Annotated in this window: 25 protein-coding genes, 1 tRNA gene, 2 pseudogenes and 1 other annotated feature; of the genes and pseudogenes, 9 read left to right on the forward strand and 19 right to left on the reverse strand. The window is 41.1% G+C overall.

From position 1 onward, the window contains the following. Positions 1 to 186 precede the first annotated feature (186 nt). On the reverse strand, positions 187 to 423 hold the full coding sequence (locus FD725_RS28820) for a type II toxin-antitoxin system HicB family antitoxin (RefSeq protein WP_179051289.1): 237 nt from the start codon (positions 421 to 423) through the stop codon (positions 187 to 189). Positions 424 to 545: 122 nt separating this feature from the next. After that, the gene (locus tag FD725_RS28825) at positions 546 to 1,262 is read right to left on the reverse strand and encodes a GUN4 domain-containing protein (RefSeq protein ID WP_179051290.1); all 717 of its coding nucleotides are present in this window, start codon (positions 1,260 to 1,262) and stop codon (positions 546 to 548) included. 347 nt (positions 1,263 to 1,609) lie between these two features. Between FD725_RS28825 and FD725_RS28830 the strand changes: the two genes are divergently transcribed. Then, complete coding sequence (locus tag FD725_RS28830) at positions 1,610 to 3,031, forward strand: NADP-dependent isocitrate dehydrogenase (RefSeq protein ID WP_179051291.1); 1,422 nt, start codon at positions 1,610 to 1,612, stop codon at positions 3,029 to 3,031. A gap of 86 nt (positions 3,032 to 3,117) precedes the next feature. Here the strand turns inward: FD725_RS28830 and FD725_RS28835 are convergent, their stop codons facing one another. After that, positions 3,118 to 3,612 (reverse strand): DUF3368 domain-containing protein, encoded by a 495-nt coding sequence (locus FD725_RS28835; RefSeq protein ID WP_179051292.1) that lies wholly within the window; start codon positions 3,610 to 3,612, stop codon positions 3,118 to 3,120. Continuing rightward, positions 3,596 to 3,850 carry a UPF0175 family protein gene (locus tag FD725_RS28840; protein ID WP_179051293.1) on the reverse strand — a complete coding sequence of 85 codons (255 nt, stop codon included), beginning with the start codon at positions 3,848 to 3,850 and terminating at the stop codon, positions 3,596 to 3,598. Before FD725_RS28840 ends, FD725_RS28835 begins: the two co-directional genes overlap by 17 nt. A 326-nt stretch (positions 3,851 to 4,176) precedes the next feature. Here FD725_RS28840 and FD725_RS28845 point away from each other — a divergent pair, with 326 nt between their 5' ends. From FD725_RS28845 to FD725_RS28865, 5 genes and pseudogenes are all read left to right on the forward strand, one after another. Beyond that, positions 4,177 to 4,725 carry a Uma2 family endonuclease gene (locus tag FD725_RS28845; RefSeq protein ID WP_179051294.1) on the forward strand — a complete coding sequence of 183 codons (549 nt, stop codon included), beginning with the start codon at positions 4,177 to 4,179 and terminating at the stop codon, positions 4,723 to 4,725. 175 nt (positions 4,726 to 4,900) lie between these two features. Beyond that, on the forward strand, positions 4,901 to 5,629 hold the full coding sequence (locus tag FD725_RS28850) for a superoxide dismutase (protein WP_179051295.1): 729 nt from the start codon (positions 4,901 to 4,903) through the stop codon (positions 5,627 to 5,629). A 177-nt stretch (positions 5,630 to 5,806) separates the two neighbouring features. After that, the gene (locus tag FD725_RS28855) at positions 5,807 to 6,640 is read left to right on the forward strand and encodes a DUF4351 domain-containing protein (protein ID WP_179051296.1); all 834 of its coding nucleotides are present in this window, start codon (positions 5,807 to 5,809) and stop codon (positions 6,638 to 6,640) included. Beyond that, positions 6,640 to 6,906: pseudogene (locus FD725_RS28860) on the forward strand (DUF4351 domain-containing protein); the annotation flags it as partial. The gene FD725_RS28855 and the pseudogene FD725_RS28860, both read left to right, overlap by 1 nt. A gap of 8 nt (positions 6,907 to 6,914) precedes the next feature. Beyond that, positions 6,915 to 7,163, forward strand: a complete 249-nt coding sequence (locus FD725_RS28865; RefSeq protein ID WP_372726698.1) for a DUF4351 domain-containing protein — start codon at positions 6,915 to 6,917, stop codon at positions 7,161 to 7,163. A gap of 203 nt (positions 7,164 to 7,366) precedes the next feature. Here the strand turns inward: FD725_RS28865 and FD725_RS28870 are convergent, their stop codons facing one another. The 6 genes from FD725_RS28870 to FD725_RS28895 all read right to left on the reverse strand — a co-directional run bounded on the left by FD725_RS28870 (position 7,367) and on the right by FD725_RS28895 (position 13,520). After that, complete coding sequence (locus FD725_RS28870) at positions 7,367 to 8,092, reverse strand: hypothetical protein (protein ID WP_179051298.1); 726 nt, start codon at positions 8,090 to 8,092, stop codon at positions 7,367 to 7,369. 545 nt (positions 8,093 to 8,637) lie between these two features. After that, positions 8,638 to 10,494, reverse strand: coding sequence for a C2 family cysteine protease (locus FD725_RS28875; protein WP_179051299.1), 1,857 nt, complete (start codon positions 10,492 to 10,494; stop codon positions 8,638 to 8,640). Positions 10,495 to 11,126: 632 nt separating this feature from the next. Continuing rightward, a complete protein-coding gene (gene nblB, locus FD725_RS28880) occupies positions 11,127 to 11,789 on the reverse strand; it encodes a phycobilisome degradation protein NblB (RefSeq protein ID WP_179051300.1) in 663 nt (220 codons plus the stop codon). A 100-nt stretch (positions 11,790 to 11,889) separates the two neighbouring features. Next, positions 11,890 to 12,348: a CBS domain-containing protein gene (locus FD725_RS28885; RefSeq protein ID WP_179051301.1), complete on the reverse strand. Its 459-nt coding sequence runs from the start codon at positions 12,346 to 12,348 to the stop codon at positions 11,890 to 11,892. A 208-nt stretch (positions 12,349 to 12,556) separates the two neighbouring features. Then, on the reverse strand, positions 12,557 to 12,967 hold the full coding sequence (mutT, locus tag FD725_RS28890) for an 8-oxo-dGTP diphosphatase MutT (RefSeq protein ID WP_179051302.1): 411 nt from the start codon (positions 12,965 to 12,967) through the stop codon (positions 12,557 to 12,559). A gap of 22 nt (positions 12,968 to 12,989) precedes the next feature. Beyond that, positions 12,990 to 13,520 (reverse strand): phosphoribosyltransferase, encoded by a 531-nt coding sequence (locus FD725_RS28895; RefSeq protein ID WP_179051303.1) that lies wholly within the window; start codon positions 13,518 to 13,520, stop codon positions 12,990 to 12,992. Positions 13,521 to 13,585: 65 nt separating this feature from the next. Here FD725_RS28895 and FD725_RS28900 point away from each other — a divergent pair, with 65 nt between their 5' ends. Then, positions 13,586 to 15,046 carry an MFS transporter gene (locus FD725_RS28900; protein WP_179051304.1) on the forward strand — a complete coding sequence of 487 codons (1,461 nt, stop codon included), beginning with the start codon at positions 13,586 to 13,588 and terminating at the stop codon, positions 15,044 to 15,046. A 146-nt stretch (positions 15,047 to 15,192) separates the two neighbouring features. Here the strand turns inward: FD725_RS28900 and rplL are convergent, their stop codons facing one another. The 8 genes and pseudogenes from rplL to rplS all read right to left on the reverse strand — a co-directional run bounded on the left by rplL (position 15,193) and on the right by rplS (position 19,516). Beyond that, entirely contained in the window at positions 15,193 to 15,579 is a 387-nt protein-coding gene (rplL, locus tag FD725_RS28905; RefSeq protein ID WP_179051305.1) for a 50S ribosomal protein L7/L12, read from the reverse strand. A 67-nt stretch (positions 15,580 to 15,646) separates the two neighbouring features. Continuing rightward, positions 15,647 to 16,192, reverse strand: a complete 546-nt coding sequence (gene rplJ, locus FD725_RS28910; RefSeq protein ID WP_179051306.1) for a 50S ribosomal protein L10 — start codon at positions 16,190 to 16,192, stop codon at positions 15,647 to 15,649. A gap of 60 nt (positions 16,193 to 16,252) precedes the next feature. Continuing rightward, positions 16,253 to 16,418, reverse strand: a sequence feature (ribosomal protein L10 leader region). A 160-nt stretch (positions 16,419 to 16,578) separates the two neighbouring features. Beyond that, positions 16,579 to 17,295, reverse strand: a complete 717-nt coding sequence (rplA, locus tag FD725_RS28915; protein ID WP_179051307.1) for a 50S ribosomal protein L1 — start codon at positions 17,293 to 17,295, stop codon at positions 16,579 to 16,581. A gap of 85 nt (positions 17,296 to 17,380) precedes the next feature. Continuing rightward, positions 17,381 to 17,806, reverse strand: a complete 426-nt coding sequence (gene rplK / locus FD725_RS28920) for a 50S ribosomal protein L11 (RefSeq protein WP_179051308.1) — start codon at positions 17,804 to 17,806, stop codon at positions 17,381 to 17,383. Between the two features lie 8 nt (positions 17,807 to 17,814). Then, positions 17,815 to 18,447 (reverse strand): transcription termination/antitermination protein NusG, encoded by a 633-nt coding sequence (nusG, locus tag FD725_RS28925; RefSeq protein ID WP_179051309.1) that lies wholly within the window; start codon positions 18,445 to 18,447, stop codon positions 17,815 to 17,817. Positions 18,448 to 18,521: 74 nt separating this feature from the next. Continuing rightward, positions 18,522 to 18,740, reverse strand: a pseudogene (secE, locus tag FD725_RS28930) (preprotein translocase subunit SecE); the annotation flags it as partial. A 195-nt stretch (positions 18,741 to 18,935) separates the two neighbouring features. Next, positions 18,936 to 19,008 (reverse strand) — tRNA-Trp (locus FD725_RS28935). A gap of 145 nt (positions 19,009 to 19,153) precedes the next feature. Then, positions 19,154 to 19,516 carry a 50S ribosomal protein L19 gene (gene rplS, locus FD725_RS28940; protein ID WP_179051311.1) on the reverse strand — a complete coding sequence of 121 codons (363 nt, stop codon included), beginning with the start codon at positions 19,514 to 19,516 and terminating at the stop codon, positions 19,154 to 19,156. Positions 19,517 to 19,723: 207 nt separating this feature from the next. On the opposite strand from rplS, the gene FD725_RS28945 reads away from it, so the two are divergent. Then, positions 19,724 to 20,668, forward strand: a complete 945-nt coding sequence (locus tag FD725_RS28945) for a glycosyltransferase family 2 protein (protein WP_179051312.1) — start codon at positions 19,724 to 19,726, stop codon at positions 20,666 to 20,668. A 958-nt stretch (positions 20,669 to 21,626) separates the two neighbouring features. Here the strand turns inward: FD725_RS28945 and FD725_RS28950 are convergent. Further along, entirely contained in the window at positions 21,627 to 22,925 is a 1,299-nt protein-coding gene (locus FD725_RS28950) for a sugar ABC transporter substrate-binding protein (RefSeq protein ID WP_179051313.1), read from the reverse strand. 283 nt (positions 22,926 to 23,208) lie between these two features. On the opposite strand from FD725_RS28950, the gene pilM reads away from it, so the two are divergent. Continuing rightward, positions 23,209 to 24,315: a type IV pilus assembly protein PilM gene (gene pilM, locus FD725_RS28955; protein WP_179051314.1), complete on the forward strand. Its 1,107-nt coding sequence runs from the start codon at positions 23,209 to 23,211 to the stop codon at positions 24,313 to 24,315. Positions 24,316 to 24,318 lie beyond the last annotated feature (3 nt).

Here is a 24,318-nt window from a genome sequence, read left to right on the forward strand (position 1 = left end):
ATGCAACTTAAAAGCAAGTTAGCTATCTAGGCAGTTGATTTTCCTGAGTAACTTTAATGAGAAATCTTAAAGCCTCATTAACAGCTTCAGCATTAGAAAAAATTTCTGCCACATCAGGTTCTAAACGAATTACAATGTGACAAAAGCTTTTCCTTTCAGAACCAAACTTTCTCACTCTCAAGCTTTTTAAGTCATATTCTGATCTAAGCTGATATTCCATTTCTGACTTACCTTAATATGATTGGGAATACTTTTGTTGATGTCAGTAGCCAAACATAACTCTATTACTTCTTTAATATTCTCTATTAGCTCATCAATTGTTTCTCCTTGGCTATAACAAGCTTGTAGCTGTGGAACTTCTCCAACATAGTACCCATCTTCATCTCGTTCGATGATGACGTAAAATTCTTGATTATTAGTCATTGGTCATTAGTTCTTAGTCCTTAGTCATTAGTCAATAGTCATTAGTCAATAGGTAATAGGCAAGAGTCATTATTTCTTCATTTTGAATTTTAAATTTTGAATTGATTTTGCACTCAGCACTCTCACTTAGACCAAGCCGGATGAGAAAATAATGAAGCAATTACTCGCACCCCACGTAATTGATTCGAGAGGGGTAAATGACCTTTAGGCGCACTTAAATCCCAAATAAATTCATTGGGGTAGCGTGTCCAGTTGTTGCCATTTTTCCAACCAATTTTCGTCCAGAGATTGTCCCAATTTTTGCCAAGGCTTAACCAAAGTTCTCGCTGTACCGAGAAGCCAAACTTACCTTCAGAATGGACTAACCACAAATTATTAATGGTTTGTAAGTCTACAATAGGGGAATTGTCTACTTCTGTAAAATACAGCCATTTTCTTTTTACAGCCATTGGCCCGGCTAGTTCGCACATGATTTCGATAGTTGTGCGATCGGCTGCTTGGAAATCCTGAGTTGCTAGTAACTGTTGCAAAGGATTGTAATTAATCCCGCAACTGGATTTTAAGGGTACAATGCCTTCAGGAAAATTATTTTGCAAAAATTCTTGGGCTTTGGGTGCATCAGAGTTATAAAGGATCTGGTAGACTTTGCCATCAATCCAAGTCGCTGGGCTATCACGACGTTTCAGTAAAAAGTCCATTAACACATCTAACCCTTCATTACCCAAGTCAGCTAATTGTGGGATGATTTGTTGTTGGACTTGAGTAGACCCAGCGATTAACCGTTGTCTGAGGGAGTCGATGTCATTTGCAGTGCCTGATACAATCATTGGGTCTGTCATGCCATTACTCGTTTTAGCGGGAGCGTGAAAAAGCGATTGCCTATCTGGTGTTCTTTTTAGTGAAGCACTGATAGCGAAAAGTAGTTTACTATTTTTGATCGTACAAAATTGCGGCAGTTTCACGGCCATCCTATAACTAAATCCGCAAATGCTGTACAAGAAGAATAGGGGGAAGTCTGCTAAATCAGGGACTGGGGATAGGGGATCGGGGACTGGGTATATAGAGGAGAGACAAGAAAATTTTAGATTTTGGATTTTAGTTACAAATCCAAAGTTGAATTACCCAGTCCCTAGTCCCCAGTTCCTAATCCCCAATACACAATGTATCTTTGTGGAGTGTGTGAAATATGTACGAAAAGATTACCCCCCCTACAAGTGGAGCAAAAATCACCTTCAAAAATGGTGAGCCGATTGTACCGGATAATCCTATTATTCCTTTTATTCGGGGCGATGGAACGGGAATTGATATTTGGCCAGCTACGCAAAAAGTCTTGGATGCAGCAGTAGCTAAGGCGTATCAAGGTAAGCGACAAATTAGCTGGTTTAAGGTTTACGCTGGGGATGAAGCTTGTGATTTATACGGTACTTATCAGTATTTACCACAGGATACTCTCACGGCAATTGAAGAGTATGGCATAGCGATTAAAGGGCCTTTGACTACCCCTGTGGGTGGTGGGATTCGTTCTTTAAATGTGGCACTCAGACAAATTTTTGACTTGTATGCTTGTGTGCGTCCTTGCCGTTATTACGCTGGTACGCCATCACCCCACAAAAACCCCGAAAAGCTGGATGTGATTGTTTATCGGGAAAATACGGAAGATATTTATCTGGGGATTGAATGGAAGCAGGGTAGTGAAATAGGCGATCGCCTAATCTCTATCCTCAATAAAGAACTCATCCCCGCCACCCCAGAACACGGTAAAAAGCAAATTCCCCTGGATGCTGGTATAGGGATTAAACCTATCAGCAAAAGTGGTTCCCAGCGTCTTGTACGTCGGGCAATTAAACACGCCTTGCAACTCCCCAAAGACAAGCAACAGGTGACTTTGGTGCATAAGGGTAACATCATGAAGTACACCGAAGGCGCTTTCCGCGATTGGGGTTATGAACTGGCGACCACAGAATTTCGCCAAGAGACTGTCACAGAACGGGAATCTTGGATTTTGAGCAACAAGGAAAAAAACCCGAATATTTCCTTGGAAGAAAACGCCCGTCAAATTGATCCTGGATTTGATGCCTTGACAGAAGAGAAAAAAGCGCAAATTGTCAAGGAAGTTGAAACAGTTCTTAACTCAATTTGGTCAACCCACGGTGAAGGTAAGTGGAAAGACAAAATTTTAGTTAATGACCGGATTGCTGACAGTATTTTTCAACAAATCCAAACCAGACCAGATGAGTATTCGATTCTGGCGACAATGAACTTGAACGGTGATTATTTGTCTGATGCGGCGGCTGCCATTGTTGGTGGCTTAGGTATGGGGCCTGGGGCAAATATTGGCGATGCTTGTGCAGTTTTTGAAGCTACCCACGGTACAGCACCCAAACACGCCGGCTTGGACAAGATTAACCCTGGCTCGGTGATTTTGTCTGGGGTGATGATGCTGGAATATATGGGTTGGCAAGAAGCTGCGGACTTAGTGAAGAAAGGTTTAGGAGATGCGATCGCTAACTCTCAAGTCACCTACGATTTAGCTAGATTGCTCGAACCACCAGTTGAACCACTCAAATGTTCTGAATTTGCCAACGCAATTATCAAACATTTCGGTTAATTTCAATTAATTATTAGGATGGGGTTTCCCCGTCCTAACAGCTATTCATCTGTAATTTTTTGCAACTTATAGCCTGAGTTAGCATTTCATTCTTGAATCTCCTCTCTCAAAATCTGGGCTAATAAATTTGGTGCAATGCGAAAACCAGCTTCTTCCCTTAACTGATTAATCACTGCGGGGAGTGAAGACACCAAACCAAGACGTGATGCACGTATAACTACACCTAATATTCCTGTTACTTTTAAACCCAGACTTTTAGCAATTCTTCTCCCATCTCGTTCATCCAAAAGTATCCAATCTGCACCTAGCAATAACGCAAGTGCAATTGCTTCCGCCTCGCCTCTATCTAAATCTCGCTGTAGTAACTCCACCAAGGATGGATTTTCTATATCTTGCACCTGAACCCATCCAGAGGCTATTGCCTGACGCAGTTGTGCAGAACCCGGTAGCTTTTCCTCTACTCGCAATTCCGCCAACACAGCTTTTGGTATCAGTATCTCGCCAAATTGCTGGCGTAATAAGTCTAGCTGATCTATGATTGCTAGATTCAACAGTGGCGAAGTGTTACTGACCACTGGCATAGTTTAAATCATCCTCTAATTCTTCCAAGTCATAGTGCCGATTAATGCTTCGATTTCCTAATAATTGACCAAATTCATACTTTCCCATACGAGCTAGTTCTCTAGCCTTACCAAAAGATAATAACTCTTGGCTATAGAGAGCCAGTGCTAGTTCAACTAATAGTTCCTGTTCTATACGCTTTTCTGGTAGTCGAATTGCTGAAAGCACGGAGTCAGGAATAGACAGTTGCATACTCATATTTTTGACCCATTAACTAGTTAAATTGCTCATGTTTTGATGATTTATGAAAATCCGAATGGGATAATCTTGCCTGTCTACACTCTAGACATACAAGCAACAAATTGTAATATGCGTTAACTCATGTTAAACTTAAAGTCATTCTTCAGCTTTAGTGAAGCTTTTTGAATTATGCCATTTAAAAGCGACTCATATCACTAGTTATGTATAATGACTCTAAGTTAAATTTAAAATTCTTAACAACGACTCTAGATATATTCCAAAATTAATCTAGATATCTCGAATTTAATTTATCATTAAAATATACTTTTCATGAGTATATAGTTATGGTTATCACCACGGTTAGAGAAAATATATCAACAGAATATTCCTTAGAAAATTGGTTGCAAAGTCCCCTAGAAGGTACAGAATGGGTAAATGGGGAATTATTGGAGAAAGAAGAAGTGACGTTGAAACATAGCCGCATACAGGGGAACTTGTACTTTTACTGGCGAAATTACAAAGACGCTAGTGGACAAGGTGGAGAAGTGTATACAGAAGTACCCTGTCTGACTAATAAACAAGGTCGTCGTCCTGATGTAGCTTATCTGACCCCAGAACTGATGCAGCAGTTTGGTGAACCTGCGGTTTTACCTCAAAGTTTCCCTCTCGTAGCAGAGATTATTTCCCCTACAGATTTAGCAGAAGATATGATTGCTAAATCTCAAGAATATTTGCAATCTGGAAGTACAGAAGTTTGGTTAGTGTTTCCCGAAAATCGCTGGATTATTGTCATTACTAAAACTCAGCGACTTGTGTTTATTGATGGTGAATTAGTGCATACTCAAACTGTGCTTACAGGATTTAATGTTGCGGTAGATGAATTGTTAGCTTAAGGAAAATTTTTAGTCACTTATCTGCTTTATATATATTACTCGCTGCTTGTTACCCTATAAGTAGTAAGCATAGAAAATTCAAAATAACAATCCCCATAAGTTAAAAATCCTACTAGTAAAATACGGCATAAAATAAAAACGGATGAAAACTTCGTAAATTGGTGCAGAACCCGTTATGACTTTTAATCGTAGACATTTTTTATTTTTACTAAGTGCAGGTACAGGTACTTTAGCACTAGCACCTTTGGCTTGTGCAGAAACTCCTGCTAATAATAAGGCAACAAGAGCTATTGAGCTACCACCTTTACCATATGCTTATGAGGCACTGGAACCACACATCGATAAAAAAACGATGCAGTTTCACCATGATAAGCATCATGCTACTTATGTTAAAAACTTAAATGCAGCCCTAGAGAAATACCCAAAACTTAAAGAAAAAACAGTTGAACAACTAATCAGCAACATCGACAATCTGCCAGCAGATGTGCGTAACACAATCAGGAATAATGGTGGTGGTCATGTCAACCACTCGATGTTCTGGAAGATTATGAAACCTCAAGGTGGTGGAGAACCCACAGGAGCGATCGCTACTGCAATTAATCGCAATTTTAGCAATTTTGCAGCATTCAAAAAACAATTTAACGAAGCTGGTGCAAGTCGCTTTGGTAGTGGCTGGGTGTGGTTGGTACTGAACAAAAATGGCAAGCTAGAAATTACCACTACAGCTAATCAAGATAATCCCATCAGTGAAGGGAAATATCCCATTTTCGGAAATGACGTATGGGAACACGCTTATTATCTCAATTATCAAAACCGTCGCGCTGACTATCTAGAAGCTTGGTGGAATGTTGTTAATTGGGACGAAATTAATAAGCGGTTTGCCGATGCTAGTAAATTGGTCTAAGTAATCTTAAGATATTAAGAAACGTTGTAAATAACGTCTCTTAATATCTGGACAAAATTTCTCTAGAACAAATAAAAAAAATCTGGGCAAATCACTGTTAGATTTTACTAGCTTGCCTGACTTGACTCAGTTGATTAGACGCACACTAAATAAAATATCCTTTAAAACTTATAATCAATGTCATTTGATAATCTCTGTAAACTGTTATCAGAAAAACACCCCGAAACCTTCGCCAGTTGGGTATTAGGAACACCACAAACAACAGTCAAAGTCCTGAAAACCGAATTGAGTATCGAACCGATAAGGGCTGATTACGTTACCTTCCTACAATTAGAAGGACGTATTCTCCATTTGGAGTTTCAGACCAAACTCGAATCCATACCACCATTACCACTGCGAATGCTGGATTATTGGGTAAGATTGTATCGTTTATATCGTCTGCCAATTACGCAAGTAGTCGTCCTATTACTTCCCCCCGCACCAGGAACAATCATCGAAACAGCATTCACAGTCGAAAATACCCGTCATGAGTATCGAGTGATTCGGATGTGGGAAGAAAACCCAGAACAGTTTCTCCATGATCCTGCATTATTACCTTTAGCACCACTGACAGCAACAACTCAACCACAACAATTACTACAAAGAGTTGTCCAACAAGTGAGTCAAGTTGAACCAACACAACGACCAGAAATATCGGCTTATACGCAAATATTGGCAGGGTTAAAATATAGAAAGGATTTGATTAGACAACTATTTCGGGAGGGTATGATGCGCGAGTCAGTGATCTATCAAGAAATTCTCGCTGAGGGTGAAGAACGTGGCGAACAACGTGGTGAACAACGAGAGCGATCGCTCATTCTTCGCCAACTTCAAAGACGGGTGGGAGAACTACCAAAAGATATCAGCGATCGCCTAAATACTCTCTCTCTAGAACAATTAGAAAATCTGGGCGAAGCACTGCTAGATTTTACTAGCTTGGCTGATTTACTCTTGTGGTTAGACACACATTAAGAGAGGGTATGATGCGCGAGTCGGTGATTTATCAAGAAATTCTCGCTGAGGGTGAGCAAATCGGTCAGCAACGTGGTGAGCAAATCGGTCAGCAAAGAGAGCGATCGCTCATTCTTCGCCAACTTCTAAGACGGGTGGGAGAACTACCAAAAGATATCAGCGATCGCCTAAATACTCTCTCTCTAGAACAATTAGAAAATCTGGGCGAAGCACTGCTAGATTTTACTAGTTTGGCTGATTTACTCTTGTGGTTAGACACACATTAAGAGAGGGTATGATGCGCGAGTCAGTGATTTATCAAGAAATTCTCGCTGAGGGTGAGCAAATCGGGCAGCAAAGAGAGCGATCGCTCATTCTCCGGCTAATAACACGACGAGTGGGAGAATTACCACAAGAGATGAGCGATCGCCTCAATACTCTCTCCCTAGAACAATTAGAAAATCTCGGTGAAGCACTGTTAGATTTTACGAGCTTGGCTGATTTAGTCTTATGGTTAGACACACATGAAGGGAGGATATTATGAGCAAGTGATTGATTTATTAAGAAATCCTGGCTGAGGGGGCGACATGAAAGCTAAAAGAATAAACCTCTATGACTTTTAGCAATCATAGAGGTTTTGTAAATTTAAGCAAATTATTTACACTATTAAGTGTGCATTGGTAATAAGAACAATGACTACCATAATCACTAAAATCAGATGATTATGGTTTCAATGAAGAGCTTTTATTAAGCGTTTACTGCTGCCTTTTTCTTTTTAGCCAAGTTGCTAGTAAAGAAAGCTCCTAATCCCAAAGCAGCAAGTCCCAGGGTAGCTGTAGGTTCTGGTGTGGTAGGCCCAACCAAAGGTGTAGCCACTAAGGTAGCAGAGTAACTACCATTACCTAAAATTTGGTTAATAGTTAAATTTCCCAAGCCTACTGCTTGGTTGTCGCTACCAGTTCTGAAGAAAGTACCAGCTAATGTTGCAACTTCCAAGGTGATTCTTTGTGCTACACCGCTACCAGTCAGTTGACTAGTAACAGCAAAGGTAGGATCGTCTAAGACAAACGTTAGACCATTAGCAAACGTAATAAATGGGTTTGTGCTAGCAGGAGTACCAGTATATGTGAACAGTGTACCTGCTGGACCAACTGGAGGAACAGGATTAGTTAAGGTTACATCAGATACAGCAACTGTGGTGTTGAACAAATCCGGAGCAAAATCGCCAGTTGTTGTTAGGTTGGTAATACTACCACTGAGAAAGCTAATTCCTATGGGAGTAGGACTGGGATTTGCTGTGCTTGGAGCATTAGTGACGCGAGCAGCACCAGCAAAGTTGACTACGCTGGGTTGAGTGAAAAATGAAACTGCGTAGGCAGATGAGATATTTGATGACATCGCTACTACAGAGCCTAAAGCCAGTGAAGTGCTAGCTAGAGCTAATCCACGTCCTACATTTTTGAAATTGTTCATCTTGATTACCTTACAAGTTAATTGTGTAGATGTTTTTCCGAAGAATATGCTGATCTGTTATAAAAACACTGCTTTTTAATCACAGTCACTCCTACAGAGCAGAATCCTACGTAGATATGACACGGAGTTGAAAGACCTATCTTTAGATCTTTGTTGGAAGCAAAATATTATGCTTGCTCTTTCAGTATTCTTACACGTCATTCATCTACTTGTATTAAAATATCCATGAAGATGAAACTAAGTTTGTATGAACTACTTGAGTAGAATTTTTTCTGGAAAAATCATAATAGTGATTTTTATAAACTCATATAGCCCAATCAATAGGTTAGATAAGTGTATTAGTCAATTTAAGGCAATTTTTTAAATATTCCAGAATAATAATATAATTTTATTTTCTGCTGGCAATTAAAAATACTGGATTTAGTTAGGGTACTAATTATCAAAGGCTGGTGAAATGTGTGTCAGTTAACAAAAAAACAAAAATTTGGGAGAGTCTTGTAAACTCTCCCAAATTTTTGCAATAAAAATATTAACTTACTTATTTACTAAGCAATGTTAACTCCATAGTCAAAAGAATTTTTAAACTCATCAAAAGATAAGTCAATAAATCCATCATCACTACCGCTTCTAGCCTTACCATCTATTCCCCAAGGATTACGAACAACAAACCTTTTCTCACCACTAGCATTAATGTAAACATTTGTTACTGAATAAGCATGAGAACCAACAACATAAGTTGTATTACTCATTGCACCTGCGGTTACAGCTTTACCACTTGCTAAAGCAGCTTCGATTGTAGAAAAACTATTAATACTGTTAGGATCGACATAAGAGCTTTGTCGTCCTGTAATAAACCTCAAAGGACGAGAAAGAGTATCGCCATTACCAATTAGGTTATAACCCGGTCTACCTTCTCGCCACTCGCGCCATTGAGCGTAAGCTTTTTCTACTAAAGGAGACCAAATAATACCGTTATTAGCTTGAGATGCTACGCCAGTGGCAACACGACGGTCAACGGTGACATATTCTGCCGTACCGTTATAGTAAAAACGCATGGTATAAGTTTTATCACCATTATCTGTGATCATACTATTAATCACAGAACTAGAGGCGTTGCCTGCGTCATTAGACTGACGACCAAAGGTTGCACCCAAAGCTGCTAGAAATGCACAATCACCTAGTCTTCCTTGGTCAATATCACCAATTCGCGCTTCGTTAGCACTGCCATACAGATTACCTTTTATTTCTGTATAGGTTAGCTTCGACCCATTAAAGATAGGTGTTGGTGCAACTGTTCCTAAGAACCACTGACCAACTTTTGATTCAAAACTGCTAGCGCTCATGTCTATAGTCGCGCTATTTGCTACCTGTGTTGATAGCCATTTCACAGGATCTTGCAGACTAAAAGGAGTGCTTGTACCTAACAATGCTTTGAGGTCGTTGACTTCATTAGCATCAATTACAGAATTATCTTGTGCATCTCTAAATATCCCCAACATATCCTGACGATTTAAGCTACCGTCAGCTGCGAAGTTACGTGCAAGTGTAGCTATTTGTTGGTCGAGTAGATTTTGGCTGAACCAATCTTTAACTGTAGTTGTCGAGGTGGTTGTAGTTGTGGGGGTGGTTGTAGTTGTAGTTGTCGAGGTGGTTGTAGTTGTGGGGGTGGTTGTAGTTGTCGAGGTAGTTGTAGATATCGATGTTTGAATTGTAAAAGACTTCTCTGTAGCCGTGATAGCCTTACCAGTCTCATCGTAAGCTCTACCTTTGAGGGTATAGTTGCCAGCTTCCAAATTAAAGTTTGTGAGGGACAAGCTGTAGTTAAAATTTGCTTTCGTGGGATCGTTAATATCAGTGGTAAAAATGTTAGCGTCAGTTACATTTATTCCCGTACCATCTGCTCTTTTAATCCAAAAATCTACTTTTGTGACATCTTTAGCGCCGTTGATGTCGGATACCCAAGCACTATTAACTTTCAGTGTGTCTGTGGGATTGAGAACAGTGTTGTTAAGTTGGAACTCTAATGCAGTGGGAGTAACGTTTTCAAAAACTCGGAGGTTGTAGTTAGTATCGCCACCTTTGGAATAGACTCTGATGCAATAATTTCCGGCATCAAAAGTCTGACGAATTGCTTCACCTGTATTTCCAGTGTTATATGAACCAGCGAGAGCTTCGCCAATCTCATATGACCCATTTTTGTTAGTATCTTTGACTATTTGTAAATTGACATTGGAACTCAAACCATCAACAGCCAGATTCAGACTACTGCGACTAGTCAGATTCAAACTGTAGAAATCATCCATGTCTGACGTACCCACCCAGTCGCTAAAACTCTGAATATTAGTGGTGAGTGTTAACTTCCGAGCAGTAGTGAATGTGTTACCGGCGTTATCAAGAGGCATAAATATCCCTGGTTAAATAGTCAAGATAATTTGGTAAATCACACCCTTAAAACTTTTTAAAAATCAAGTTTTTAACAAAAAGACAGAGTGAAATTTGTTTAATCTTCCGCTTTAATATTGACTATCATCCAGGGTAAATTCACGAAAAACTCAAATAGAGTATATGCACGCAATTTAAGAATAAATATGCAATCAGGTGAACACTCATCTTTGCTAAAAAGGAGGTATTACGTAGAAACTATAATCTTGAGTGATACATGAGAAAGTAGTTATTAAGCATAAAATACGGTTCAACCAAGATATTTTGACCAACCGATGACTTCTGTATAATGTCTCTAGATACATAAAATCAACAAAAACAATCTTTAATTGCAAGGTATTGATTAATAACAACTATGTTTGAGAAAATTCGGGCTAGTGGTGATTGTAAAGATAATTTTGAGTGATGATAAAAAAAGACTTGGATGATTTATCCAAGTCTTGATAATTTAATATCAAGCAATTAGCTAAATATAAACTGTGTTTATAGCCAAAAATGGGTATTTTACTCAGTACTTAGACAGAATTAGTTAGACAGATGCTTTTTCTGTTCTCTATCTGCTATGCTTTATTCCCTATCTCATCGGATGAGGCTAGACTGATTGTAGAGATTGTTGTGCTGTGTTGGCGATCGCTTCTATTTCATCATCAGCCAGAGTTTCCAAAAGAGACTTAGCCTCTGCCCCACCCAAATTAGCTAAGGCTTGTGCCACTCTGTAGCGAATTTGCCAATCGGAACTGCTAGCGTAGGGAGCTAACAGAGGGACTGCTTGTAAATCTCCCAACTCACCCAGGGAACTAATCGCCGCAGTTTGCACTAATTCTGTATTAGAGGAGAGTGCTTGTTTGAGCAGTTCAAACGATCGCGGATCTCCCAACTCTCCCAATGCGGCAATAATACTAAACTGCACTAGCCATTCGGGAGTGTTGTGATAAAGTTGCTCTAAGTCTTCATAAGCCGCGTGTAATTTCAGTGCGCCTAAACAATCGGCAGCAGCAGCTTGCACATCAGCCTCTGGATCAGCTAACAAACTGCGTAATACATTTAACGATAAATCTAAATCCTGAGTTCCCAGTGTATCAAACTGGCTCACTGCTGAGTAGCGCACACGAGAATTACTGTCACCCACAGCAATCTGCACTAACTCAAAAGCGATCGCTCTTTCTAAGTCACGGATTTGATTAACAGCACGTAAGCGATCGCCCAAATTCTCAGAACTGAGCATTTGTCTTACAGACTCAGGGGTAATACTCATTGAATAATCCTAATTTTCCAAGTGTTTTAAAAAGTGGTCAAGAGTCCATAGTCCATAGTCAAAGTTGTTTGACTGTTGACTGTTGTCTGTTGACTATTGACTAACTAGCAGCCATTGCCCGGATAACATCGCCACGGGTTAGTATACCAATTACCTGGCCTGCTGCATCTAGTACTGGTAAACGGTGAACATTGCGATCGTGCATCAGTTGAGCTGCCTGTTTTACGGTCTTCTCCGGCGTAATCGTGATGGGATTTTTGCTCATCACCTCACCAACCGTTTGTCCTAGTGCTTTATGCAAGTCCCGTTCATAAACAGCCGGATTTTTTAAATAAATCACGCTATCTAAAAACATGATGTAAGCAGGAGGAGTTACACCTGTTTCTTGCCACATCAAATCAGTCTCGGAGATAATGCCCAATAACTTACCGACATCATCCACAACAGGCAATCCACTGATACGTCGTTCTGCCAGAATTTGAATAGCTTCTTGTAGCGGCGTTTCTGGCTGAACCACAACTGGGTTGTGACTCATGACATCGGCAACGGTTTTAGACATATGCTCACTGACACTCTATATTCAAAGTCTCTGGGATTATTGTAGAAAATTCAGGTACTTTACTTGATTTGGTTAATACATTGTTACGGTATTGGTCAATGGTCAATGGGCAATGGTCAATGGTCAATGGTCAATGGTCATTAGTCAGCACTCCCTTACTCAGCACGGGCTAAACGCCCCGCTACCGCTAACAGCACTCAGCACTCCCTTACTCAGCACTCTTTAAAGCGGCAATAATTTGAGCATTTGCCTCTGGGAAGGTAAACTTTTCCAACTCATCCAAGCTTACCCAGCGAACTTCATCACATTCTAGAGGTTGGGGAATACCTTGAAGCAAGCGGCAATGGTGTACTGTGAGAGTCACTCGTAAGTGGGTGTAGGTGTGGTCAATTGTGATGAGACATTCCTTGACTTCAATATTTATTCCTAGTTCTTCATAAATTTCTCGTTGAATACATTCCTCAACGGTTTCACCCGGTTCGACTTTACCTCCAGGAAATTCCCACAAGCCTCCCATTGTTCCTTCTGGACGACGACGATCAATTAAGATTTGCTGCTGTTCGTTCCAAATTACAGCCACACCGATAATTTTGTGGGGTGGAGTAGTAGTTTTATTCATCAGATTATTTTCCCTCATTACTTCATCTCTCCTTCTGAGGTTCCATACCTAACTTTGCGGCTAGTTCTGGTAGATTAGTTTGCTCATAATGTTCAAAAGGTTGATGAATCCAAGGATTATCGGGCAAATAATCGACGTAGTAATCGGGTGCTATGAGAGAACAGGCTTTGTACCAGATAACAGCAGTACGAATTTCTGCTATTGGGGAATGACTATATTCTTGTAGCCAAGGGATAGTTTTTTGCAGTGTGATGCCAGAATCTACCAAGTCATCAACTAACAGAATGCGTGTACCTAGAGTTTCCGTGGTCATTGTTAAGTGCTGAGATAAAGTTAAATGACCTCTCTCTTGTTTGCCAGCACCACCGTAAGATGATGCTGCTAAAATTGCCAATGGCAACTGATATATCCGAGCAAGAATATCGCCTACTCTTAACCCACCTCTGGCAAGACAGACAATCTGGTTGAATTCCCAACTAGATTGATAAATCTGAGCAGCCAGTTGCTCGATTTTGTAGTGGTACTCTGACCAAGAAACGTAAAGGTCTGGCATAAGGTAAGTAATTTCTAGGTGATACTGAAGTCAACCGCAATATTTTAGTATGAGCGCAAGGTATTATGAACGATTCTGCTCGTGATGATTATTCTCAGAATACTCAAGCAAGTCAAAAACTAAATTTTTCTACTAAGGTAGCTTACGGTGCTGGAGATTTAGGTCCGGCGATAACTGCGAATATTTCCATATTTTTTCTATTAATTTTCTTTACTAATGTTGCTGGGATTCCGGCGGGTTTGGCTGGCAGTGTGTTGATGATTGGTAAAATCTGGGATGCGGTCAACGATCCTTTTGTGGGGGTGCTGACAGATAAGACAAAATCTCGACGCTGGGGTCGTCGTTTACCTTGGATGTTTTATGGGGCTATCCCTTTCGGCTTTTTCTTTTTCTTACAGTGGATTGTACCGCGATTTAGTAGCGACCAAACTAGCAATGTTTGGGGATTGTTTTGGTATTACGTTGTCATTGGAGTCATATCTCAGGTGTTTTACACTGTGGTGAACTTACCTTACACAGCATTGACCCCAGAACTGACACAAGATTATGACGAACGGACTAGCCTCAATAGCTTTCGGTTTGCTTTTTCTATTGGTGGCAGTATAGTCTCCTTGATTTTTGCCAGGGTGATTTTTGCTATGATTAGCGATCGCCAGCAACAATATATAGTATTAGCGGCAATTTGCACTGTAATTTCTGTATTATCTCTATATTGGTGTGTTTTTGGCATACGCGATCGCGTCTTGGCATTTGAAGCAAAACGCATGCAAGTGGAAGAATCTGTATCTATCCCTTTTTTAGAACAAATTAAAATTGCATTTAGCAACAAACCTTTTCTCTTTGTTATTGGTATCTATCTCTTTTCTTGGTTAGGTGTACAAATAACCGCCAGCATTATCCCTTATTTCGTCATTAATTGTATGTCTTTACCAGAATCAGACGTACCGACAGTGATGATTGCTGTGCAAGGAACTGCTTTATTAATGTTATTTGTTTGGACTGCTTTAAGTAAAAGAATTGGCAAAAAATTAGTTTATTTCTTAGGCATGACTCTCTGGATTATTGCAGGTGGCGGCTTATTTTTCTTGCAGCCTGGTCAAATCACTTTAATGTATATCATGGCTGTCATGGCTGGGTTTGGTGTATCCACAGCTTACCTAGTTCCCTGGTCAATGATTCCTGATGTAATTGAATTAGACGAACTTCAAACTGGACAACGCCGAGAGGGGATTTTTTATGGCTTTATGGTTTTGTTGCAAAAATTTGGTTTAGCCTTCGGATTATTTCTCGTCGGTAATGCTTTGCAAGCATCTGGTTTTCGAGAAGCTGTAGCCGGACAAACTACTCTACCGACACAACCTGAATCGGCATTAACAGCCATCCGTATTGCTGTTGGGCCTTTGCCAACTATTTGTTTAATTTGCGGTTTATTTTTAACCTATTTCTATCCCATTACTCGTGAAATACACGCTGATATTTTGCTAAAACTCAAAGCACGACAACAGAAAAAAGATATCACATATTAACAAAAAAGGAGTCCCATGAGACTCCTTTTTTAGTGGTAATAATTTTTGAGTAATTGATAGCGAAAGCAACAATCTTTAGGGACAGAATTAGTAAAAATTAGAAACTAATCTGCAAAATACCTTCCGCCCTATACCTTCTGCTTTCATTACTTAATAGTTACCTTACCACCAGCTTCTTCAATCCGCTTCTTAGCATCTTCAGCCGCTTCTTTTGCAATGGCTTCTTTGATGGGTTTGGGTGCAGCTTCTACTAAGTCTTTTGCTTCTTTCAGACCCAAACCTGTGATTTCGCGGACAATCTTCAGTACCGCAATCTTCTTATCAGCAGGAACGGATTCTAAAATTACATCAAACTCGGTTTTTTCTTCTACTGGTTCAGCAGCCGCAGCAGTTGGTGCAGCAGCGACAGCTACGCCAACAGGAGCAGCAGCACTTACACCAAAAGCTTCTTCAATTTGCTTAACTAGCTCGGAAGCTTCTAACAGAGTCAAGGATTTCAATTGTTCTAAAATTTGATCGGTTGCAGCAGACATTGATATTACTCCTGTGATGTTGATTTGGTTATTTGTCTGTTATGCGATTACACGCAACATCTGTTAATTAAGCAGCGCTATCTTCGCCACCTTTTTCTTGGTCAGCAACAGCCTGTAAAGCACGCGCCAAACCACTGGGAACTTCGTTGATACCCAAGGCCAGTTTGGTAGCCACAGCATTGATGGCTCCAGCAATTTGACCCATGAGTTGTTCTTTGGATGGCAAGTCTCCTAGAGCCTTGACATCTGGTTCTTTAAGTAGGCGACCTTCCATTACGCCACCACGAAGTTCTGTCTTCTTGGTAACTTTTTGGAAATCCTGATAAGCCTTAATTGCTGAAGAAAAATCTTCTTTAACTAACAAAAAGGCAGAAGAACCTTTCAGTAACTCCGAGAGAGGTTGCCATTTTTCATCGTCTTGAATGGCAATACCCATCAAAGTATTCTTGGTGACTTTGCAAACAGTGCCACTCGGACGCAGCCGCCGCCGTAAGTCAGTAATTTCCGCAACTGTTAGTCCTTGGTACTCAATTACTAGTGCCAAAGTTGACTCACTCAAAGTTTCTTTGAGTTCTGCCACTATTTGCTGTTTATCTTCTAGTGTTCTACCCATTTCGGTTTCACCTCCTCAAAACAATCGTCGATTTCTCTTGTAATGATTTTTATCTGACCAGGGCATAACAATAAACCCCAGCTATCTTAGCCGGGGTTCAGTATCAAGACTCGTAGTGGCGACAGTGACACGTTTTTTTGTGGCACTTTCGACCGTTGAGCTTTTACCTCGGCAGGATATTTAAGCTATTAGCTCCTGCTGTCTCCGGCTTGGCTTATTTAATTGTCTGGGAGTTGTGAATGCTGAGTTGTGAGTGCTGAGTGCTGAGTGCTGAGTAATTAATTATTCTCCTCTGCTCCCCTGCTCCTCTGCTCCTCTGCTCCTCTGCTCCTCTGCTTCTCTGCTTCTCTGCTCCCAACCCCCAGTCCCCACTCCCTATTCCCTAATTACGCTGCTTCTGTCAGTTTATAATCACGTAGAGCGTTGATATCGACTTTAATAGATGGCCCCATTGTGGCAGACACATAAAATGTACGCCAGTAACGACCTTTGGCTCCAGAAGGACGGTTACGGTCAATCGTTTCTTGTAACGCCTTCAAGTTTACCAACAAATCTTCCGGCGAGAAGGATGCCTTACCAAACATAACATGGACGATACCTGTACGGTCAGCCCGGAATTCTAGTTTACCAGCTTTGAATTCAGCGATCGCACTAGCTATGTCAAAAGTTACTGTTCCCCCTTTGGGTGATGGCATTAAACCACGAGGGCCTAATAGCTTACCAAGTTTTGCCACCTGCGGCATCACATCTGGGGTGGCAATCAACTTGTCAAAGTCCATTCTGCCTTTTTGAATCTCGTCGATTAGTTCTTCTGAACCTGCTATGTCAGCACCAGCGTTTGAAGCTTCTGTAACTTTTTCACCACGAGCAATCACGGCGACGCGCACGATTTGCCCTGTACCTTTGGGTAATGCTACAGTGGTACGTAACTGCTGGTCTGTATATTTTGGATCAATACCCAGACGAATATGTGCTTCTGCCGCTTCCGCAAATTTAGCTGTTGCTGTCTCTTTCAAGAGAGCTAAGGCATCTAAAGGTGCGTATTCTTTATCTTCAACTTTTGCCTGCAATCCCTGCAAGCGACGTGATATTTTTTTTGTCATTTTTATCTCCTGGGGTTATTGGCGAAGCTTGGCTTCTCCCCCAATGCAATTAATTTTGGATTTAGATTTGAGATTGATGATTAAATCAATCTGCTATGGTTACGCCCATATTTTTAGCTGTTCCTGCCACAATTTTCATCGCCGCTTCGATATCGTTGGCGTTGAGGTCGGGTAATTTAGTTTGAGCTATTTCCCGTAATTGTGCTGTGGTGATTTTGCCGACTTTCTTTTTGTTGGGTTCGTTGGAACCTCTTTCGATTTTCGCCGCTTTGCGAATCAAGACTGATGCTGGTGGCGTTTTGAGTACAAATGTAAAACTCCGGTCTTCATACACCGAGATTTCTACAGGAATAACCATCCCAGCTTGGTCTGCTGTTTTGGCATTGTACTCTTTGCAGAACATCATGATGTTAACACCATGTTGACCCAATGCGGGGCCAACTGGGGGTGCTGGGTTGGCTTTCCCAGCATTCAGGGCCAATTTAATGACCGCTACTACTTTCTTCGCCATTGGTGTATTTAACTCTGTTTTTCTACCTGATTAAATTCCAGTTCTACTGGTGTATCTCGCCCGAAAATCGAGAGCAAGGCTTTTAGTTTACTCCGTTCTGGACTAACTTCTATTACCTCACCTTCAAAGTCTTTGAATGGGCCAGAAAGCACTATGATCTTATCACCACTGGCCATGTCAATTTTGACAACTGGCTCTTGTTCGGTGGTTTGTTTGAAGATACGCTCTACTTCTGAGTGACTCAAGGGTAATGGCTTGACGTGACCACGACCTTTACCTGTGCCACGTTTTTGTTCTGCTCCCACAAAGTTAATTACATGGGATGTATTGCGTACCACCTGCCAAGTATCATCATCCATCACCATGCGTACTAGCACATAACCAGGAAAAACTTTTTCTTCTGTGTGCTGGCGGCTACCATCCTTGCGGATTTTCACTGCTGGTGTGTGGGGGATTTCTACTTGGACAATTTTTTCAGCAACATCAAAGGTTTGAATGCGCTGCTCTAGATTGGTTTTGACTCGTTTTTCGCAGCCGGAGGCTACTTGTACTGCATACCAGCGTGCTTCATTAAGTGCTGTTTCTGCTGTTTCCTCTGACTGCAACGCCGAGTTAATTGGTTCGTCTGTTGCAAAAGTCATCAGAATACCTGCTTTGTTGCCCAAGCAAACAACCCATCAACTAGATTTATCAAAGCAGCAACAGTCGGTGGTTTAAATACGATTGTCGCAGCCCAATGAAAAAATCCATCTACCAAATAGATTAAAGAAGCGGAGAGTGTCACCATCAGCAACACAGCTGCTGATTCGCTTACTAGTTGCTTGCGACTGGGCCAGACTACTTTGTCCAACTCTTCTCTAGTTCCCTGAAAGAAGTTGAGAAAGTTAAATCCGTCGTTTGTCTCGGCAATTTCTGCTTCATTTTTTTTGGACACGGCCGTCTATCCCCCGTCTTTAGTCAATACAGCTATACTCTGCTAATTTTCATCCAGGTTGACAGCTTTCACTCCATCAAATTAACTGGAAGCAAAAAAGCTGTAAGTATAAAACAACTACACCCGAAATCAATAACACTTTCTGCTATCTTAGCAGCTGTGCTATTGCTTCGGGCTGTGTTTTTTACTTTCGAGCGCGCCCTGGAGGACTTGAACCCCCGACATCAGGTTTTGGAGACCTGCGTTCTACCAACTGAACTAAGAGCGCACAAGCTGGCTTGGTTTGGTTGATTGCGTTAAGCTGAAAGTTCAACGCGACCACTAAATTATCATCTTAGCATAATTTTGTCGAGGGAGCTAGCGGCAGATGCCGCCGATCGCACAAATTTTTCTCCCATAGCCTAGACAAAATCCTATAAAGAACGGTCGAACCGTTGCTTAATGCGGGTAGCTTTACCAACGCGATCGCGGAGATAATACAGCTTGGCACGTCTGACTTTACCACGACGGATGACTTTGATGCTTTCAATTCTGGGGGAATGGAGCAAAAATACCCGTTCTACACCTACACCTTGGAAGACGCGACGAACTGTAATGGTTTCGTTAATCCCACCATTCCGTCTAGCGATGACAACGCCTTCATAGGGTTGGACGCGATATTTATCGCCTTCTTTAATTTTCACTCCCACTTTGACGGTATCACCGATGTAAATCTCTGGGAGATTAGTTTTTATGTGTTCCGCTTCTATAGAACGGATAATTTCTTGAGCGTTCATAACCTATTTACTTTAAAAACTCACGATCATCCATCATACAGCAGAATTTAGGAGATGGGTAATGGGTAATTGGTCAGTGATAAATTTGGGGAAAAACTTGCCACCCTGGGACAATCCTATCTACTGTAATGATGGATAATTTTACTGTTACAGCAAGCTGATAATAAAAGCTATATTCCAGTAAACTTGACGACAGGCTGGTTACTTATGAAATTTAGCATTGTTATTACTACCTATAACCGATTGAACTTGCTGCGTCGGGCAATTGAATCGTCACTCAATCAGAGCCTTGCTTGTGAGGTAGTGGTGATTGATGATTGCTCATCAGATGAGACAGAAAATTATGTGAAAAGTCTGGGTGACGCTGTGGTTTACCATCGCAATCAAGTCAATCAAGGTCATGCGGCGACGGTGAATACTGGGGTAGAAAAAGCCAGTGGTGATTGGATTAAGTTTTTAGATGATGATGATTATCTAGATGTTAAGTGTATAGAAAAGATGGCAGAGGCGATCGCTCTTTGTCCTGATGCGGTGATTTGCTCTTGTATTGCGGCTCAAGTTGATAGTGAGGGGGTGGAACTCAGCCGCACTCCTAAGACTGGCCCTGGTTTGGCTTTTTATATCCCCCAAACAGATATTCATTATGGAATGCTATTAGAACTAGTCCCATTTGGTACACCTGTACAAGTTGCTTGTCGGCGGGATGCTTTTTTAAAAACTGGGGGTTGGGATGCTCAACTCAATACCAATTGTGATGATATTGATTCTTGGATTCGCATTGCTCAATTTGGTCATGCCATTTTCCTCAATCAATGTTTGGCTTACCGGACAATTTGGACTGGTGCATATAACCAAAAGTTTTCTCTCCAGCAACGCTTAAACACTAATATTTTGATGAAGGAAAGAATTTACGCTTTGGTCAATGAAAAACATCGTTCTTCTATTCCCAGTATTGCCGATATCAAAAATTATTTAAACCTGCATTGGACGTTGATAGCCTTGAAACAAAAAAATCTCCCAAGTTTTTTCCAGATGTTAAATCCAGCAGTACTTTCACCATCAGCTTGGCAGCTTTTTGTTAACACTGCTTCTTCTAGGAAAGCACAAATGAATAATGAGCGTATTCAGAAATTAGTGTTGATTAAAGCTTAGAGGACGTTTGAAAAATCTGTTTACTTTGTCATGTTGAATGCAGCGTAGCGGAATGAAACATCTCGGTATGTGCCACAAAACCTAGATTCTGACTGACGCTCCGCTCCAGTCAGAATGACATTTTTCTACCTACTGAAACTTTTCCAACACCCTCTTAGGGATATCGGAGAACAAAATATACAGCATTTAATGTAGGTTGGTTAAGCTCGACTTTGTCCAAAATTAAGAACTTGGTTTTCTTAATACGGCAAAACCCTAGCTTTTTGGCAAAAACTTTTTCCATGTTACTAATTCTCAGTGCAAACAAAAAAGTAAAACTCCCGTCTCATAAAGCTTTCAGGGTCAGCTTGAGCCTTGCCAAAAAATGGATAAAGTCGAGTTAAGAGGACGTTTGAAAAGTCTGTTTCTTTCTCATGTTGAATGCAGCGTAGCGGAATGAAACATCTCTGTATGTACCACAAAACCTAGATTCTGACTGACGCTCCGCTCCAGTCAGAATGACATTTTTCTACCTACTGAAACTTTTCCAACACCCTCTTAGGGATATCGGAGAACAAAATATACAGCATTTAATGTAGGTTGGTTAAGGCAAAGTTTAACCCAACATGGATTATGGTGTTGGCTTATGCGTGTTCTATCTGTGCAATTCAACATAAATCATGGTGTTGAGTAGAGACGTTGCAATGTAACGTCTCTACTGACGTGGCAAGACTAAAATAGTGCAATAGTAGGGTGCGTTGTTGCGTACTCCTTCGGAGAACCCGCAGGGTAGCGCAACGCACCGCCAATGAGATTAAGAGGGTGCGTTACTTCGTTAACGCACCCTACAAAAATAAAAATCTATCGCCACATTTAAAGCTTGCCACGCCACTACTATATGTATCATGATTAACGTGAAATTGTATTATCATAGATCAGGTGTTGGGTTACGCAAAGCCTCCACCCAACCTACCATTTATTATCGATTATTCCACTGTTGGGCTGCATCTTCTACAGCTTTATCTACAGTTTTCTCACCTAACATTGCCGCTTGGAGATTTTCATAAATTGCTTTTTGCAGCTTATTAAAATCCTTCAAAGTAGGAGTTAAAATTTCTGCTTGTTGGAGTTGTTTCGCACTAATAACTCTAGCTTTTTCCACAGTAGAAGCAGTGGCTGGCACATCTTGAAAGTAGGGATCAGATAAGGCTTTGATGGTTGAGGGTAAAACATTAGCCGCTTTGGCAAAAGCTAATTGATTTTCGTCATTGGTGACAAATAGAGCAAATTTCACCGCCGCATCAGGTTGTTTGGTATCACGGGGAACAACAATATTCATCACCGCTACATTTTTCTTACCCGTGTCACCAGTAAGTTGGGGTGCGATTAAAGAAGCTTGAGCGATTTTTGGCGCATTATTGGCGATGGTTTTGAGAAACTCTGGTCCTGAAGCCAGAAAAGCTGTTTCCCCAGATTGGTATAAATCGATCGCATGACGATGACCTTGAGTTAGGGCTTCTTTGGGTAATAACCCTTTTTTGTAAAGGTCTACCCAATACTGAAACGCAGCTTTACCTTGGGGAGAATTAAAAGCGGCTTTCCCCTGAGTATCTACTAGAGTGACTCCCATTTGCACAAAAGATTCTAAAACCTCTCCGGAATCTTGCGGAACAAACGTCACAAAAAAAGCGTATTTCCCAGTCTTATCTTTAATTTGCTGCGCCACTTGGGCTAATTGGGCGTAAGTAGCAGGTGGTGTACTGATACCTGCCTGTTTTAATAAATCGGTGTTATAAATGGTTAACCTTGTGGTCAAGTACCAAGGAATACCGAAACTTTTGCCATTGAGAGTGCTGGCTTGCCAAATATTTGGTAGATAGGAGGAACGGACTGTTGGGGGAACTTTTGTATCTAAATCTATCCAGGCATTTCTTCCTGCTAGTTGGGATGCAAAATCTGGATTGAGGTTAACAACATCAGGTGGCGTTTTTGCGGAGACAGCTGTTAAGATTTTGTTCTCCATTGCCGACCAGGGAACATCAACCCAGTTCACTTTGATACCGGGATTTTGTGACTCAAAATTGGCGATTAAGCTTTGGAAATAGTTAGTAAATTGAGGTTGGAGTTGCATTGTCCAAAACTCAATTTTTGCTGTTCCGGAAGCAGTTGGTTGATTGTTTGTTGCCACTTTTCCTGGACTACAACTAACAATCCAACTGGTGATTAAACCCAGCATTGCCCAAGCAATCAATTGTTTAAATTTTTGCAATCTCATCATCTTTCCAGTATTTTTACGCTTGATCAGGGTGAAAAGCTTATGCAGAATTGTCGAGATTATAGTTCAAATTAAACCGCTTTGCGGAATCAAGAGTCTGTAGTCAAAATTCCCTAGTCATTAGTCCTGAGTAAATCATCTCAACTTACACATTCATCATGAAGCAGAGAGTTGATGACAAAATCTCGGAGTAGTTAACTAATGACCAATGACTAATGACTCATGACTACTACTTAGTTCTCAGTACAATTTAAATTTTCAATTTAGCAGTTTGGCGGGCATAACTGTGGTGAAAAGTTTCAGTAGTCTATTCGGCAAATCTCACAAAGGGGTGGGGATCGAAATTGCGCCAGAACGGGTGAATGTGGTGCAGATACGCAAACAGCGTCAGGGATTGAAACTAGAATCCCTCACATCAGTCGCAGTTCCTGAAGGAATTGTAGCCGATGGGCAAATCACTGATCCCCCAGCAATGGCGCAATTAATTCAGCAGGCTTTGGCGGAGAGTAAAATCAAAACTTCGCGGGTAGCAACTGGCGTACCAGGAAGAGATTCGATTGTGCGGATCATCCCTGTACCCGCCGAGTTGGATGACAAAGAATTGCGGGATATGGTGTTGAATCACGAAGCCGGGTTGTATTTACCCTATCCCCGTGAAGAGGCTGACGTAGATTATCAGAAACTTGGGTACTTTGTAGATGAAGACGGCATCGAAAAAGTGCAGGTACTTTTAGTGGCTACTCGCAAGGAGGTAACAGATACATATATTCGTACTTTTGAGCAAGCAGGATTGCAAATCAGCGTCTTAGAGATTAACAGTTTTGCCCTGATTCGGACAATTCGGGATCAACTGCGGCAATTTGGGCCACAAGAAGCAGTTGTATTAGTTGATATCGAGTTTGACAGTACAGAAATTGCGATCGTCATTAACGGAGTACCGCAATTTTCTCGCACTGTGCCAATTGGGACTTATCAAATGCAGATGGCAATGGCTAGGGCAATGAGTTTACCCACATCACGAGACATGGAAATTTTACAGGGAATTACGATTCCGGTAAATTCTGGGGATGGTGAGAAAACTGGGGTGACAGAAGCTGATCCTGGACTGGCGAGTGTGTTGCGAATTTTGGGAGAACTCACAGACGAGTTACGCCGTTCTATCGATTTTTACTTAAATCAGAGTGAAAACTTAGAAGTAGCGCAGATTTTGCTGGGAGGGCCTGGAGGTGGACTGCAACAGCTAGATGAATTTTTTACTCAACGATTGAGTATACCAACTAGCCAAATAGATCCTATAGGGTCTTTGTCATTGCAGGTTGATCCGGAAAAGTACCCCTCTACACAACGTTCTGGTTTAGCGATCATTCTTGGTTTAGGGATGCGGGAGGTTTAATAA

Origin of the sequence: Nostoc sp. TCL26-01, from assembly GCF_013393945.1 — a bacterium.
In the GTDB taxonomy this organism is placed as follows: domain Bacteria; phylum Cyanobacteriota; class Cyanobacteriia; order Cyanobacteriales; family Nostocaceae; genus Trichormus.